The 15,146-nt window shown below is 67.6% G+C and carries 11 protein-coding genes and 1 pseudogene; 10 read left to right on the top strand and 2 right to left on the bottom strand.

Annotation, left to right across the window (positions count from 1 at the left end):
- Window positions 1-5: 5 nt before the first annotated feature.
- Both OHS82_RS27735 and OHS82_RS27740 read left to right on the top strand, forming a co-directional pair.
- Window positions 6-1,289: a nucleotide sugar dehydrogenase gene (locus OHS82_RS27735; protein ID WP_057574679.1), complete on the top strand. Its 1,284-nt coding sequence runs from the start codon at window positions 6-8 to the stop codon at window positions 1,287-1,289.
- A 252-nt stretch (window positions 1,290-1,541) separates the two neighbouring features.
- Complete coding sequence (locus tag OHS82_RS27740) at window positions 1,542-2,693, top strand: acyltransferase family protein (protein WP_057574680.1); 1,152 nt, start codon at window positions 1,542-1,544, stop codon at window positions 2,691-2,693.
- 86 nt (window positions 2,694-2,779) lie between these two features.
- On the opposite strand, the gene OHS82_RS27745 is transcribed toward OHS82_RS27740, so the two are convergent.
- On the bottom strand, window positions 2,780-3,379 hold the full coding sequence (locus OHS82_RS27745) for an acyltransferase (RefSeq protein WP_328434743.1): 600 nt from the start codon (window positions 3,377-3,379) through the stop codon (window positions 2,780-2,782).
- Between the two features lie 217 nt (window positions 3,380-3,596).
- Between OHS82_RS27745 and OHS82_RS27750 the strand changes: the two genes are divergently transcribed.
- Both OHS82_RS27750 and OHS82_RS27755 read left to right on the top strand, forming a co-directional pair.
- Window positions 3,597-7,136, top strand: coding sequence for a polymorphic toxin-type HINT domain-containing protein (locus tag OHS82_RS27750; RefSeq protein ID WP_328434744.1), 3,540 nt, complete (start codon window positions 3,597-3,599; stop codon window positions 7,134-7,136).
- On the top strand, window positions 7,136-7,543 hold the full coding sequence (locus OHS82_RS27755; protein ID WP_328434745.1) for a hypothetical protein: 408 nt from the start codon (window positions 7,136-7,138) through the stop codon (window positions 7,541-7,543). The genes OHS82_RS27750 and OHS82_RS27755 overlap by 1 nt, the downstream gene beginning before the upstream one ends.
- A 114-nt stretch (window positions 7,544-7,657) precedes the next feature.
- Here the strand turns inward: OHS82_RS27755 and OHS82_RS27760 are convergent.
- Window positions 7,658-8,645, bottom strand: a pseudogene (locus OHS82_RS27760) (tyrosine-type recombinase/integrase); the annotation flags it as partial.
- A gap of 245 nt (window positions 8,646-8,890) precedes the next feature.
- Here OHS82_RS27760 and OHS82_RS27765 point away from each other — a divergent pair.
- From OHS82_RS27765 to OHS82_RS27790, 6 genes are all read left to right on the top strand, one after another.
- On the top strand, window positions 8,891-9,454 hold the full coding sequence (locus OHS82_RS27765) for a Uma2 family endonuclease (protein WP_328434746.1): 564 nt from the start codon (window positions 8,891-8,893) through the stop codon (window positions 9,452-9,454).
- Between the two features lie 317 nt (window positions 9,455-9,771).
- On the top strand, window positions 9,772-10,329 hold the full coding sequence (locus OHS82_RS27770; protein ID WP_328434747.1) for a Uma2 family endonuclease: 558 nt from the start codon (window positions 9,772-9,774) through the stop codon (window positions 10,327-10,329).
- Between the two features lie 205 nt (window positions 10,330-10,534).
- Window positions 10,535-10,855, top strand: a complete 321-nt coding sequence (rplU, locus tag OHS82_RS27775) for a 50S ribosomal protein L21 (protein ID WP_007381993.1) — start codon at window positions 10,535-10,537, stop codon at window positions 10,853-10,855.
- 14 nt (window positions 10,856-10,869) lie between these two features.
- Complete coding sequence (gene rpmA, locus OHS82_RS27780) at window positions 10,870-11,124, top strand: 50S ribosomal protein L27 (RefSeq protein ID WP_003990207.1); 255 nt, start codon at window positions 10,870-10,872, stop codon at window positions 11,122-11,124.
- Between the two features lie 121 nt (window positions 11,125-11,245).
- Entirely contained in the window at window positions 11,246-12,682 is a 1,437-nt protein-coding gene (gene obgE, locus OHS82_RS27785) for a GTPase ObgE (RefSeq protein ID WP_057574682.1), read from the top strand.
- A gap of 830 nt (window positions 12,683-13,512) precedes the next feature.
- Window positions 13,513-15,012 (top strand): bifunctional cytidylyltransferase/SDR family oxidoreductase, encoded by a 1,500-nt coding sequence (locus OHS82_RS27790; RefSeq protein ID WP_057574683.1) that lies wholly within the window; start codon window positions 13,513-13,515, stop codon window positions 15,010-15,012.
- The last annotated feature ends 134 nt before the right edge of the window (window positions 15,013-15,146 follow it).

The following is a 15,146-nucleotide window of genomic DNA, read 5'->3' on the forward strand; positions in this document are numbered from 1 at the left end:
CCTCCATGAACATCTGTGTAGTAGCGCTCGGCAAGATCGGGCTCCCGCTGGCGGTTCAGTTCGCCGCCAAGGGCCACCGGGTCATCGGCGCGGACGTCAACGAGAAGGTCGTCGAGCTGGTCAACGCCGGCGTCGAGCCGTTCCCCGGTGAGCACGACCTGGACGTCAAGCTGAAGCAGGCGGTCGACGCCGGTCTGCTGAGCGCGACCACGGACACCGCCTCCGCGGTGGCCGAGTCCGAGGCCGTCGTCGTGGTCGTCCCGCTGTTCGTCGACGCCGAGGGCGTCCCGGACTTCGGCTGGATGGACGCGGCGACCAAGGCGATAGCCCAAGGCCTCAAGCCCGGCACGCTCGTCTCCTACGAGACGACCCTCCCGGTCGGCACCACCCGTACCCGCTGGGCGCCGATGCTGGCGGAGGGCTCGGGCCTCACCGCGGGCGAGGACTTCCACCTGGTGTTCTCCCCGGAGCGCGTCCTGACCGGCCGGGTCTTCGCCGACCTGCGCCGCTACCCCAAGCTGGTCGGCGGCATCGACGAGGCGTCCGGCGCCCGCGGCGTGGAGTTCTACGAGCAGGTCCTCGACTTCGACGAGCGCACCGACCTGCCGCAGCCGAACGGCGTGTGGGACCTGGGCACCGCCGAGGCCTCCGAGCTGGCCAAGCTCGCCGAGACGACCTACCGGGACGTCAACATCGGCCTCGCGAACCAGTTCGCGCGCTTCGCCGACAGCAACGGCATCGACGTCAAGAAGGTCATCGAGGCCTGCAACTCGCAGCCCTACAGTCACATCCACCAGCCGGGCATCGCGGTCGGCGGCCACTGCATCCCGATCTACCCGCGGATGTACCTGTGGAACGACCCGGCCGCCACCGTCGTGCGCTCCGCCCGTGAGGCGAACGCGGCGATGCCGGACTACGCGGTGGACCTGCTGGCGGCCGCCTACGGTGACCTGAACGGCGTGAACGTGCTGGTGCTGGGCGCCGCCTACCGCGGCGGCGTGAAGGAGACGGCCTTCTCGGGCGTCTTCCCGACCGTCGCGGCCCTGAAGGCGCGCGGCGCGGTCCCGTTCGTCTCGGACCCGATGTACACGAGCGAGGAGCTCGTCGCGCACGGCCTCACCCCGCACGCGGGCGAGAAGGTCACCGCGGCGATCCTGCAGGCCGACCACGCCGAGTACCGCAGCCTGACCCCGGCGGACCTGCCGGACGTCACGGTCCTGGTGGACGGGCGTCGCACCACCGACCCGCAGGCCTGGGAGGGCGTGCGCAGGGTCGTCATCGGAGGCTGACACAGCCCGCCGTCGTCCACGGCCCCGGTCCCTGTGGCCGGGGCCGTGGACGTGCGCGGGGGCGTTCCCGTGGCCGGTTTCGGGCGGCCGTCTCCCCGGGGTTGCCCCTGTGCCGGCTCTGTGTCTCCCGTATGCTCGCCGGGCGGGAGCCGGGCGCGCCGAAGGCGAGGCAGCGGGGCTCCGCAAGGGGGCAGACGCGGAGAACCGAGCGGTCCGTCCCCCCTCCGTACGGACACACAGCGAGGACGACGAATGTCCCAGACCGACGTCAAGGTCTCGGCCCTGCCGGACGCGCCCGACGCAGCCGGAACCGTGCCGCCACGGCAATCCCGGGGCAATCGGCTCTACGCACTGGACGCGCTGCGGGTCATAGCGGCGCTCTCGGTGCTGATATTCCACTTCACCGGCGTGGACGCGGCGACCAAGGCGAACTGGGGCGTCAACCCCAAGGCGCTGTTCCCGTCGATCTTCCCGTACACCTCGTACGGCTCCTACGGTGTGCAGCTGTTCTTCATCATCAGCGGATTCGTCATCTGCCTGTCCGCCTGGAACCGCACTCCCGGCCAGTTCGTGCAGGCCCGGTTCCTGCGGCTGTTCCCCGCGTACTGGTTCTCGGTCGTCGTCGCCGTCGTCGTCTGGCGGGCGCTGCCCGACGGCGCCCGCAAGGCCCCGAGCGTCAGCGACTCGCTCACCAACCTCACGATGTTCCAGGTGCCGCTCTCGGCCCGGCACCTCGTCGGCGCCTACTGGACGCTGTGGGTGGAGCTGACCTTCTACCTGATCTTCCTGGTCGTGCTCTGGAAGGGGCTCGACTACGTCCGCGTCTCGGTCTTCTGCTGGCTGTGGCTGCTCGCGAGCGTCCTGGTGCAGGAGGAGAAGTTCCCGCTGCTCGGGATCTTCGCGCAGCCGCTCAACACCGCGCTGTTCGTGTCCGGCATCGCGATGTACCTGATGTACCGGTTCGGTCCGGACCTGAAGCTGTGGGGGCTGCTGGGCGCGAGCTGGCTGGTGATGCAGAGCGACCTCGTCCAGCACGCGGACCATCTGCGGCACGACAAGGGCATGGACCGTTCCCCGTACGTCGCCCTCGCCCTGGTCACCGTCTTCTACCTGCTGGTTCTCGCGGTCGCCCTGCACAAGCTCGACCGGATCGGCTGGAAGTGGCTGTCCACGGCGGGCGCCCTGGTCTACCCGCTGTACCTGCTCCACGAGGAGCTGGGCTGGGCGATGATCCGCACCCTGTACGGGCACGTCGGGGCGTGGGCCACGCTGGCCATCACCACGGTGTCGCTGATCGTGCTGGCGTGGCTGGTCCACCGGTTCGTCGAGAAGCCGGCCCAGCGCTGGCTGCGCGAGCGCCTGGACAAGGAGTCCCGCAAGCGCGCCGCGGCGTCCGAGGCCTGACCCGACGCCGGTCAGGGCCCGGACGGGAACAGGAAGGGCGGCCGGCTGCGCACCGGCCGCCCTCGGGCTCTGTAAGGCGTGGAACCTCAGACGCGCTCGGAGAGGACGCCGTCCTGCTCGTCGTACAGCTCGCCGGTCTGCGGGCACTCCCAGACGTCCGCCTCGCCCGCGCGCTCGACCAGCTTGACGCCGGCCCGGCCGACCCAGCCGACCTGCCGCGCGGGAACGCCGACGACCAGGCCGAAGTCCGGGACGTCCTTGGTGACGACCGCGCCGGCGGCGATCATCGCCCAGCGGCCGATGGTGATCGGCGCCACGCACACGGCGCGGGCCCCGATCGACGCGCCGTCGGCGATCTTCACACCGACGGCCTCCCAGTCGCCGCCGCGCTTCTGCTTGCCGTCGGGGTCCACGGAGCGGGGGTTGTGGTCGTTGGTGAGGACCACGGCCGGGCCGATGAAGACACCGTCGCCGAGCTCCGCGGGCTCGTAGACGAGCGCGTAGTTCTGCAGCTTGCAGTTGTCGCCCATCCGCACACCCGAGCCGACGTAAGCGCCGCGGCCGACCACGCAACCCTCACCGAGGCGCGCGCCCTCGCGGATCTGCGCGAGGTCCCAGACACTGCTGCCGGCGCCGATCTCGGCACGCTCGTCGACCTGCGCGCTCGGCTGGACCCTGTAGTTCACTTCTGCTGCCTTCCGGTGTGCGGCTTGGTCCGGCGAGCATACGGGGCCTGCGGCGGGGTGACGGGGCGGGGTTCGTCCGAGTTCAAAAGCAGGGAGTTCGTTCAGGGGGGAACCCAGCCGTTCGTACAACGTCCGCAAGGACAAGGTCACCGCGATCAAGACGGAGAAGATCGAGAACGACGGTTCCTACGGCGCCGAGTACCAGCTGTACGACAGCTTGCTCAGGGCCCGGCAGATCCAGACCGAGGGCCCGGACGGCACCCGCATGGTCGCCGACACCTGGTACGGTCCCACCGGCAACCTCCGGAAGACCAACGCGACGTACAACGCGGACGGCGCGGCCTCCGACGAGTTGCTCCTCGTGAGCGACGGCCAGGTCGGCTCGCAGAGCCTGATGGAGTACGACGGCCTGGGACGGACGACCGCCGAGATCCTCGCCGTTTCGGGCGCCGAGCAGTGGCGGACCACATCCGCGTACGACGGTGAGCTGACGCACGTCGACCCGCCGGTCGGCGGGGTCCCCACGACGACCGTCACGGACGGCCAGGGCAACGTCTCCGAGATCCGCCACTACCAGGGCGCCTCGCCGGGTGTCGGAGTGCCCTACGACTCGACGAGGTACACGTACAACACGGCCGGTCTGCTGGAGACGGTCACCGACGCCAAGAACAACGTATGGCGCTACGAGTACGACCAGCTGGGCCGCAAGACGAAGTCGGTCGACCCCGACGCGGGGATCTCGCGCACCGAGTACGACGAACTGGATCGCCCGATCGCGGCCTACGACGGCCGTGGCAAGAAGACCTCCACGGTCTACGACAAGCTCGGGCGCGTACTGACGACATGGCAGGGCGACGCCGGAACCGGCACCCAGCTGAGCGAGACCCGGTACGACAAAGCGGGCTGGTTGGGCCAGGCCTACGGCTTCCTCAGCTACGTCTCGCCCACCGAGTACTTCGCGACGATCATCCAGTCGATGGACGCGTTCTACCGTCCGCTCAAGACCGCCTACCAGGTGCCTGCCTCGCAGGGCTCACTGGCCGGCCTGTACGCCTTCACGACCACGTACAACGCGGACGGAACCGTTCGGACCACGGGCATGCCGGCCGTCGGTGACCTGCCTGCGGAGAGCCTGGCCTACACGTACGACGCCCTGCAGCGCCCGGTCGCGATGACGGGCAGCGCCAACCCGTACGTCACCAACACCGTCTACTCCAAGGAAAGCCGGCTCCAGCAACTGGAACTGTCCTCAGGGGGCAAGAAGGTCCAGCAGACCTTCTTCTACGAGAAGGGCACCGACCGGTTGACCCGTTCGGTGGTCGACGTCCTGGGCGTGGCCGCTCCGGCAAGGGACGCGCGGTACTCCTACGACCAGGCGGGCAACATCCTGTCCATCGCGGACACGGCGAACGCCGCCTCCCCGGACGTGCAGTGCTTCGCCTACGACGGCCGCCGGCGCCTGCAGAACGCCTGGACCCCCTCGGCCGTCGCGACGACCGCGGCGGGCTCCGGGACCCGGGGCTCCACCACACCGTTGGACGGCACCGGCCCCACCGCCTGTGACACCGCAGCCGGCTCGGGCGCGCTCGGTGGCCCGGCCCCGTACTGGAAGTCCTACGAGACGGACGCCATCGGCAACCGCGTCTCGGAGACCAACCACGACACCGGTCGGAACGCGGCGAACGACATCACCCGCACCTACGAGTACGGCGGCGCGGGCACCGTGGGCGACGGTCCGCACCAGGTCACCAAAATCACGGAGAAGACCCCCACCGGGGACAAGCAGTCGGCGTACGAGTACGACGACTCCGGCAACACCACCAAGCGCACCATCGGCGGCAACCCCCAGTCCTTGACCTGGACCGACTCCGGCAAGGTCAACGAGGTCACCGAGGCCAACGGTTCGAAGACCAGCTACGTGTACGACGCGGGCGGCAACCGTCTCGCACGCAAGGACCCCTCCGGCACGACCCTCTACCTGCCGGGCACCGAGCTGAAGCTGTCGGCCGACGGCACCAAGAAGTCGGCCACCCGCTACTACGAGTTCGCGGGCCAGACCGTCGCGGTCCGCACAGCCGCGAAGCTGTCCTTCGTGGCCGCCGACCACCACGGAACGGGCGAGTTGGCGATCGACTCTGCCACCGGGGCGATCTCCCAGCGGCGCTTCGACCCCTACGGCGTCGAGCGGGGCGAGAAGTTCGGCCCCTGGCCGGGAGAGCGAGGCTACGTCGGCGGCACGATCGATGCCTCGACCGGCCTGACCCACCTCGGCGCGCGCGAGTACGACGCCGAGATCGGCAAGTTCATATCGGTCGACCCGATCATCGACTACACCCAGCCCCAGCAGATCAACGGTTACGCCTACGCCAACAACTCGCCGGTCACGAACGCCGACCCCAGCGGGCTGATCCTCCAGGAGTGCCTGGACGGCGTGGTCAGGTGCAGTGGCGGCCGACCTGTCGCGGATAACGCCGTCAACCAAGCGACGCAGGAGCAGGATCAGGCTGACAGGAACCTGTCGGCCGCGCAGAACGAGCAGTCCGCGGCCAAGAAGCGCATCCAGTCCGCCGGCAAGGCGCTGGTCAAGATCGCCCGGGACATCCTGGGTGTGGACGCGGCCCTGGACTGCGTCTCCAGCGGCGACGTCGGAGCATGCGGGGAAACCCTGCTCAACATTGCGGGCAGCTTCGCGGGAGGCCTCGCGGGCAAGATCCTCGCGAAGTACGGAGCCCCGTGGAAATGGGCCAAGGGCCTCAGACTCGTCAAACGCGTGGCAGGCCTCGTCGAGGACCTGATCGGCGGCGTGAAGGGCCTTTTCAAGGCCAACAAGGCGCTGGGCAATGCGAGGCTGGGCCTGGCCAAGGCGACGGAGAAACTGGCAGAGGCGAGGAAGAAGGCGGCAGCGGCCCTCAGGAGGAACAAGGGCTCCTGCGAGGTACCCCACAGCTTCCTGCCCGGCACCAAAGTCCTGCTGGCCAATGGCAAGACGAAGCCGATCGAAAAGGTCAAGCTCGGCGACAAGATCAAGGCAACCGACCCGAAGTCGGGCGCGACGACCGTTCGCGAGGTCGTCGGCACGATCGTCACCGAGGACGACAAGCACTTCGTCGACCTGACGATCAAGGGCAAGTCCGGTAAGCCGGAAGCCCTGGTCTCCACCACAACCCACCCCTTCTGGGTGGACTCCGAGAAGGCGTGGATCGAGGCCGGCGACCTCAAGCCGGGCATGCGCCTGCACACGGTGCAGGGCGAGTCGGTCGACCTCACGGACGTCCGCGCCTTCGACAAACGCCAGCGGACGCATGACCTCACTGTCAGCGACGTGCATACGTACTATGTGCTGGCGGGGGCGACACCGGTCCTGGTTCATAACTGTGGAGACGCGGGCTACGCGGATGTTTACCTGGACATGGAACAGGGTCACGCATCGATCGCGGTGACGCATAACGGCAGAACGATTCACACTGAGGCGGGTTCGCAAGTGGGAGAGGACTCCATCGTTGGCCTGCGGAGTACTTCTCATTCTCCCGGCACTGACGTCATTCGAGTGCCTCTGTCGAATGCAAGGCGAGCGCAGCAGGCGCAGGACTATTTCCTGGATGACAACAATCTGGGACCGCATAACCGCGACGCAAATAATTGCGTGACGTTCTGTGCAAAGATCCTCAAGGTTGGGGGGTATGAAATGCCGGTCTCGAGATCGATGGAAATCGCAAGCTGGCTCCTGGAAACGAGCTTTGAACGAAGGAGGTTGTGATGGCAGGCGACTGGGATTGGCTGAGAGGTCCGCAGCCGTCCAGCGAAGTGCCTGAGCAGCTTTGCACCCCGACGGCATCGCCTGAACTCAACCTTGGTGTGCAGGTGATCGGCAGTAACATCGTCGGTAATGACGTGGTCGAACTCGCCGCGCAGTATATGGCCGAACATGCCCGGCTCGAACTGTGGATTGGAAATCACGAGCCACCCCTGGGATTTCGTCAACAGTTTGAGCGAGGCCGGGCCTCTTCTGAGGCATTGCTTGAGACCTACGAGGCGTGGGTCGCGTTTGAGACCGCCTACCAGGCGTCCGGCAAGAAGGTCGACCAGGTGCGCGACGAGCGAGAGAAACTGAAGGCAGCTCTACGCAGGGCCACTGACGCTCTCATACGTGCCAGGATCGAATAGCTGAGACGGATGGGCGAGTTCCTGCCTGTCAGCGCTTCAGCGACCACAGAGGGGCCTCACCGGATCGATTCTGGTGAGGCCCCCGGCTATTTGACGGCAACACTGACGGCAACGTCAGCGGACGAGGGCTGCGGCGGGTGGGTCGCCGGGGTCGTTGCCGGTGGGGCTGAGTGCGTTGCCGAGGATGCCGATGGCGTGGCGCTGGAGGCGGAGTCGGACATGAGCTTAGACGCCGGCGGTAACGCCGATGTGGGCGTGGCCGAGGAGTTCCTTGATCACCACGAGGTCGGCGCCCTGTTCCAGAAGCAGGGTGGCGGTCGAGTGGCGGAGGTCGTGAAACCGGATGCGACGCAGTTCTGCGCGGTTGAGGAGTCGGCTGAAGCTGCGGGTGAGGTTGGCAGGTTCGAGAGGACCGCCGGTGGGGGTGGTGAACACGAGGCCGTTGTCCGACCAGCCCGTCCCCGCGGCCCGGCGTACTTCCTCCTGCTGTTCCCGGTGAGTCTTCAGCGAGTTGACGCATTCGATGGGGAGGACGATGCGACGTTCGGATGCGCGGGTCTTGGTGTGCAGGACGGTCAGGCCGCCGGTGCGGGTGCGCTGGAGGGAACGGTGGATGGTGGCGGTTCCTGTGCTGAGGTCGAGGTCGTCCCAGTGCAGCCCGAGGAGTTCGCCCTTGCGGAGTCCGGTGCTCAGGGCGAGTTCGTATAGGGCGTGGAGCCGTTCGCTGCTGGCTGCGTGGAGGAACTGCCGGGCCTCGCTCGCGGTGAACGGCTTGAAGCGCCGGGGGAGGGGTGCCGGTATCTTGACATTTCGGGCGACGTTACGAGGAAGGTCGTCTTCGCGGACGGCGTGTTCCAGGGCGGACTTGAGGACCGAGTGGACGTAGGTCACGGTCAGCGGGGAGAGCTGCTTGTTGCAGCACTGGCCGATGGCGCAGCAGGAGCGCCGGTCGGTGTCGGGAGAGCTTCTTGGCCCCGAGGCCGGGGTTGAGATGAAGGCGGACGTAGGCGGCGTAGCGGGTGTGGGTGTTCTCCCGCACCTGGTGCACGGCAACGCCGTTCAGTCAGTGCGTCAGGTACGTACTGACGGTGCTGTCGGACGTAGGCGGCTAGGGCCCGGCCGGTCGACCGCAGGATCTCCGGACACGCCAGCACTCGGCTGTCTAGGTCAGCCATGAGTGAGCCTTGCCGACGCCGTTCCGGCAGAGGGCTTCATGGCACGCACGTTCGGGGTCTGGCTCGTGCCAGCGAGACCTGGTGTCGGCAGGTGGGAGCGTCCGTATGCTGGCCGTGTGCCGCCTGTCGGAGTCACACCGCGGCTGCCGGGCGGACGAGGAGGTGAAAGGGAATGAGCGTTGGCATCGACCACACAGGGCCCTGGACCGTCGCCGACGTCCTCGCCCTGCCCGAAGACCGCACCACCCGCTACGAGCTGCTGGGGGAGTCCCTCGTAATGTCCCCCGCTCCTGGAGTGCGCCATCAGCGGGCCTCCTTCCGCCTCCACGTCGCCTTGGACGCGGCCGCCCGGGCCGTCGGCGCACCAGTGGAGATCTTGGAGGGCGTCAATGTCGTCCTGCCGTCGGGCCTGGTCGTTCCTGATTTGGTTGTGGCCGATGCCGGCGCGACCGCCGACGACCCCGTCACCGTCGACATCGAAGCGGTCCGGCTTGTCGTCGAACTCGTCTCCCCGGGCAACAGCACCATGGACCGTAAGGTCACGCCGATGTTGTACGCCGAGGCAGCCATCCCGCACTTCTGGCGACTCGACTTCGACCCCGCCTCCATGCTCGCCGTCTACGAGCTGCAGGGCGGCCGGTACGTGGAGCGGACGACTGCACTCTCCGGCGCGACCACACACCTGGACGCCCCGTTCCCCATCGCGATCGACCCGGCAGGACTCACGCGGCAGTAGATGCCATCTGACAGCAACGCTGACGGCGACTGACAGCAACGCTGACGGCGACCCAGCCCGTCAGCGGACTTCCACAGACCCGTAGATCAGCTCAGGGGAACGAGACGGTGTTCCCTCGGGTGCTGTGCCCTCAAATGGGCGTGGGAAGCCCCGTGGGGTGAGGCCCGCCGGGAACGCTCGAGGCGAGAGCGGCTGTCACTGCCCGGGGCTATCGTGGTGCGGGTGACACGCTCTGTAATCAGTGGAGGATCGTGGTGACCGTCATGAGCGAGCGTCCCCGGGCCATAGACACCCCTCCGAGCGGGTCCTTCGAGGACATGCTCGGGATCGTCGAGGGGCTGGACACGCCTGCCGGCTACAAGGCCGAGCTCATCCGGGGGAAGATCGTCGTGTCACCGTGGTCGAAGCTGCGTTACAAGAAGGTCATGAAGGCGCTCAGGCTTCAGCTGGAACAGCATGCTCCGGAGGGGCATGACGTGGATGTGGCCCCCTTTCTCTTCACCTTTCCGGGGTCCGAGCGGGGATACGGGCCTGACCTGCACGTCGCCGACGAAACCGCCTTCGAAGTCGAAGGCCGGCATGCCGACGGCGCCGCTCTTTCGCTCGCGGCCGAGCTGACCTCTGACTCCACCAAGGACGTCGACTGGCTCGACAAGATGGCGACGTACGGGCAGATCGTGCCCGTGTACCTGCTTCTCGACATGCGTGTCGGCGAGATCAATGTCATGTGGGACCCGTCTCCCAAGGGGTACCGGTCCCGGACCAACGTTCCCTTCGGGCGGCCCGTGCGGATCCCTGCTCCGTTCGACTTCGAGCTCGACACGTCCGGGTTCGGTGTCCCGGAGGAGCAGAGCGCCGAGGACGAGCAGAGGTGACGTTCCGGGAAGACCGGCCCGGTTTGACCCCCGAACGGGCGCCCCGTAGCCTTGACCCTCGGCGTGTCGACTGACGCGCCACATCTCCGTAAACCTCTTCCTCCCGGGTACCGGTTGCCTCGGTGGTCGGGAGAGGCCGTCCGTGTTCGTTCCCGGACGGCTGGACTGCGGGGATGCCGTCCCAGAGCGAGAGAGTGAGATCCGCGTGTACGCCATCGTGCGCAGCGGTGGTCGCCAGCACAAGGTTGCTGTCGGCGACATCGTTGAGGTTGACAAGATTTCCACTGCCAAGGTTGGCGACACGGTCGAGCTCTCGACCCTGCTCGTTGTCGACGGCGACGCTGTGACCAGCGACCCGTGGGTGCTGGCCGGCATCAAGGTCCAGGCCGAGGTCGTGGACCACCACAAGGGTGTGAAGATCGATATCCTTCGCTACAAGAACAAGACCGGCTACCGCCGTCGTCAGGGCCACCGCCAGCAGTACACGGCGATCAAGGTCACTGAGATCCCCGCGGCTGCGAAGTAAGGGACTGAGGAGACATGGCACACAAGAAGGGCGCATCGTCCACCCGGAACGGTCGCGACTCCAATGCCCAGCGGCTCGGCGTGAAGCGCTTCGGCGGTCAGGTCGTCAACGCGGGTGAGATCCTGGTCCGCCAGCGCGGCACGCACTTCCACCCCGGTGCGGGCGTCGGCCGTGGCGGCGACGACACGCTGTTCGCCCTGGAGGCCGGTTCGGTGCAGTTCGGCACCCACCGTGGCCGCAAGGTCGTGAACATCGTTCCGGTCGCCTGATCGGAAGCTTTCGCGAGGCGGACCTCACTTCCCGTGCGGGAAGGCGGGTCCGCCTTTCGCGTGTTACGCAGTAGACAGATACGTACGTTTCGTTTTGTAGCCAGTGCTGGAGGCACCCACCATGACCACCTTCGTGGACCGCGTCGAACTGCATGTCGCCGCGGGTAACGGAGGCCACGGCTGTGCCTCCGTCCACCGTGAGAAGTTCAAGCCGCTCGGCGGCCCCGACGGGGGCAACGGCGGCCGCGGCGGCGATGTGATCCTGGTCGTCGACCAGTCGGTCACCACGCTCCTCGACTACCACCACAAGCCGCACCGCAGCGCCACCAACGGCAAGCCCGGCGAGGGCGGCAACCGCTCCGGCAAGGACGGCCAGGACCTGATCCTGCCGGTCCCGGACGGCACGGTGATCCAGGACAAGGCCGGCAACGTGCTGGCGGACCTGGTCGGCCACGGCACCTCGTACATCGCCGCCCAGGGCGGCCGCGGCGGCCTCGGCAACGCGGCACTGGCCTCGGCGCGCCGCAAGGCGCCCGGCTTCGCGCTGCTCGGCGAGCCCGGCGACTTCCAGGACATCGTCCTGGAGCTGAAGACGGTCGCGGACGTGGCCCTCGTCGGCTACCCGAGCGCCGGCAAGTCGTCGCTGATCTCCGTGTTGTCCGCGGCCAAGCCGAAGATCGCCGACTACCCGTTCACCACGCTCGTCCCGAACCTCGGCGTGGTGACCGCCGGGTCCACCGTCTACACCATCGCCGACGTGCCGGGTCTCATCCCGGGCGCCAGCCAGGGCAAGGGGCTGGGCCTGGAGTTCCTGCGCCACGTCGAGCGCTGCAGCGTCCTCGTGCACGTGCTGGACACCGCGACCCTGGAGTCCGAGCGCGACCCGGTCTCCGACCTCGACATCATCGAGGAGGAGCTCGAGCAGTACGGCGGACTCGGCAACCGGCCGCGCCTCGTGGTGCTGAACAAGATCGACGTACCGGACGGCAAGGACCTCGCCGAGATGGTCCGCCCGGATCTCGAGGCGCGCGGCTACCGCGTCTTCGAGGTGTCCGCGGTCGCCCACATGGGCCTGAAGGAACTGTCGTTCGCCCTCGCCGAGATGGTGGGCGCGGCGCGCGCCGCCAAGCCCAAGGAAGAGGCCACGCGCATCGTCATCCGGCCCAAGGCCGTGGACGACGCCGGTTTCACCGTCTCGCTGGAGGAGGACGGCCTGTTCCGCGTCCGGGGCGAGAAGCCCGAACGCTGGGTGCGGCAGACCGACTTCAACAACGACGAGGCCGTCGGCTACCTCGCCGACCGGCTCAACCGCCTCGGTGTGGAGGCCGCGTTGATGAAGGCGGGCGCCCGCGGCGGCGACGGCGTCGCCATCGGCCCCGAGGACAACGCGGTCGTCTTCGACTGGGAGCCGTCCGTCACGGCCGGCGCCGAGATGCTCGGCCGCCGGGGTGAGGACCACCGCTTCGAGGAGCCGCGTCCCGCGACCCAGCGCCGCCGGGACAAGCAGGCCGAACGCGACGAGGCGGCCCAGGAGTTCGAGGGCTTCGAGCCGTTCTAGGGCTTCGGCCCGCTCTGCAGCCTCGAGCCCTCCTCGGGGCTTCCCGAGCCGTTCCAGGGCTTCGAGCCTGACGCAAGAGGGCCCCGGAGGCGGTTTCCCGCCTCCGGGGCCCTCTTGTGCCGTCACCGCGGCCCCGGCCCGGGCCTGATGCCCGACCCGGCACGCCCCAGGCCGCTCCCATCGTCCCCTCGGAGAACTCTCTTACCGTTCCGGCACGGTGAATGGTTCTCCCGCTCACACCCTCGCCCGCGCTCCTGCTCTCGCGAGATGAAATGCCGCGCAGCCGCGCCGGTGAATTCCGGGAAATGTTCTCCCGACGATCTCTATTCCAGGCGTTTGCGCAACGGCACGGTCGGCATATGAAGAAGCCGTGCAGTCCCGCCTCACGGAACGTGAAGATGTCGGCGCGCCCGGCAGGGCGGTGGAGTCGTCTGCCGCGAGGGCGCGGACCCGCCGGGTGGATCACGGGCACGGGTGTGCGGTCGACCGGCGTTCCGGTCGTCGTGCTGTCCTTCGGCCCGAGCCCGCACCGGGAGGGCGTGCGGGCGGACGGCGATCACGGCGGCGCGGACACCCGCCGGGAACCGTTAGAGTCACACTGCCGTCAGCGCCGCTCTCGTCACTCAGGGCAATGCTCACTCGTTGTGGAGTTACTCACAGGATTTCCTGGGAGCATCCCGGGAAGGAGCGTCGCCGTATCGCCAATCGTCAGTGACGGAAGGTGAATGCCAGGTTGCGTGCACATTTGCAGCGAACGGCGCTCACCTTGCATCGAGGTAACCGCAAGTGGGACCATTTTCCCGTCCCTGTCGCCCCAAGGTAGGTCCTCTGTGTCTCAGCACATAGCCAAGCCCCGTACCACCGCAGTGATCCTGGCCGGTGGCACCGGTCAGCGCGTGGGTCTGTCGATTCCCAAGCAGCTGCTGAAGATCGCCGGCAAGGCAGTCATCGAGCACACGCTGGCCACCTTCGAGAAGGCGGACTCGATCGACGAGATCATCGTGCTGATGGCGCCGGGCTATGTGCCCGACGTCGAGAAGATCGTCTCCAAGGCCGGGTTCAAGAAGGTCCGGGCGATCATCGAGGGCGGCTCCACGCGCAACGAGACGACCGAACGCGCCATCGCCGCCCTGGGCGAGGGGCTGGCCGACGACGAGGACGTCAACGTCCTCTTCCACGACGCCGTCCGCCCCCTGCTCTCGCGGCGCGTCATCGACGACTGCGTCACCGCGCTGGAGCGCTACCAGGCCGTCGACGTCGCGATCCCGTCCGCGGACACCATCATCGTCACGCGCACGCACGGCGAGGACGGCGAGTTCATCACCGAGATCCCGGACCGCTCCCGGCTGCGTCGCGGGCAGACCCCGCAGGCGTTCAAGCTGTCCACCATCCGCCGCGCCTACGAAGTGGCGGCGGGCGACCCCAACTTCCAGGCCACGGACGACTGCACCGTCGTGCTGCGCTACCTGCCGGACGTGCCGATCCACGTCGTCGCGGGCGACGAGTACAACATGAAGGTGACCCAGCCCGTCGACGTCTTCATCGCCGACAAGCTCTTCCAGCTGGCCTCCTCGGCCACCCCGGAGCAGAACGGCGAAGAGGTCTACCGCGAGCTGCTCACCGGCCGGACCCTGGTCGTCTTCGGCGGCTCGTACGGCATCGGCAAGGACATCGCCGAACTCGCCGAGTCGTACGGCGCCAAGGTCTACGCCCTCGGCCGCTCCACCACCGGCACCCACGTGGAGAACCCGGAGGAGGTCGACGACGCGCTGTCCAAGGCCTACAGCGAGACCGGGCGCATCGACTACGTCGTCAACACGGCCGGTGTGCTGCGCATCGGAAAGCTCGCCGAGACCGACAACGCGACCATCGAGGAAGCGCTGAAGGTCAACTACCTGGCACCTGTGCAGATCGCCCGATCGGCTTACAAGTACCTCGCCGAGACCAAGGGGCAGTTGCTGCTCTACACCTCCAGCAGCTACACCCGCGGGCGGGCCGAGTACAGCCTCTACTCCTCGACCAAGGCCGCCATGGTGAACCTCACCCAGGCGCTGTCCGACGAGTGGGCCGGTGACGGCATTCGAGTGAACTGCGTGAACCCGGAACGAACCGCCACGCCCATGCGCACGAAGGCCTTCGGACAGGAACCGACGGGCTCCCTGCTCTCCTCCGAAGCCGTCGCCCGTACCTCCCTCGACGTGCTGCTTTCCGAGCTCACCGGGCATGTCGTCGACGTCCGTCAGCAGGACCCGACGGCAGCCGCGGGCAAGGCTTCCGACTTCGAGCAGGCGCTTGCCGAGGTGCTCGATCGGCAGAACGGCGTGGCATAATCAAGCACAATTAGTCATTGATTTTTCAGGCCTCTGTGGATCCCTGTTTACGGAGAATTCACAGAGGCCTGTATCCGTAAGGCTTCCGAAATCTTCACAAAGGATTTTCCGGACTTTTTGGCACTTCTGACCGG

The organism is Streptomyces sp. NBC_00425 (assembly GCF_036030735.1).
Taxonomy (GTDB): Bacteria; Actinomycetota; Actinomycetes; order Streptomycetales; family Streptomycetaceae; genus Streptomyces.

Bases quoted from the DNA above. Each gene is read 5' to 3' on its own strand.
- OHS82_RS27735 (WP_057574679.1), top strand. From the start codon at position 6: ATGAACATCTGTGTAGTAGCGCTCGGCAAGATCGGGCTCCCGCTGGCG.
- OHS82_RS27740 (WP_057574680.1), top strand. From the start codon at position 1,542: ATGTCCCAGACCGACGTCAAGGTCTCGGCCCTGCCGGACGCGCCCGAC.
- OHS82_RS27755 (WP_328434745.1), top strand. From the start codon at position 7,136: ATGGCAGGCGACTGGGATTGGCTGAGAGGTCCGCAGCCGTCCAGCGAA.
- OHS82_RS27765 (WP_328434746.1), top strand. From the start codon at position 8,891: ATGAGCGTTGGCATCGACCACACAGGGCCCTGGACCGTCGCCGACGTC.
- OHS82_RS27770 (WP_328434747.1), top strand. From the start codon at position 9,772: ATGCTCGGGATCGTCGAGGGGCTGGACACGCCTGCCGGCTACAAGGCC.
- rpmA (WP_003990207.1), top strand. From the start codon at position 10,870: ATGGCACACAAGAAGGGCGCATCGTCCACCCGGAACGGTCGCGACTCC.
- obgE (WP_057574682.1), top strand. From the start codon at position 11,246: ATGACCACCTTCGTGGACCGCGTCGAACTGCATGTCGCCGCGGGTAAC.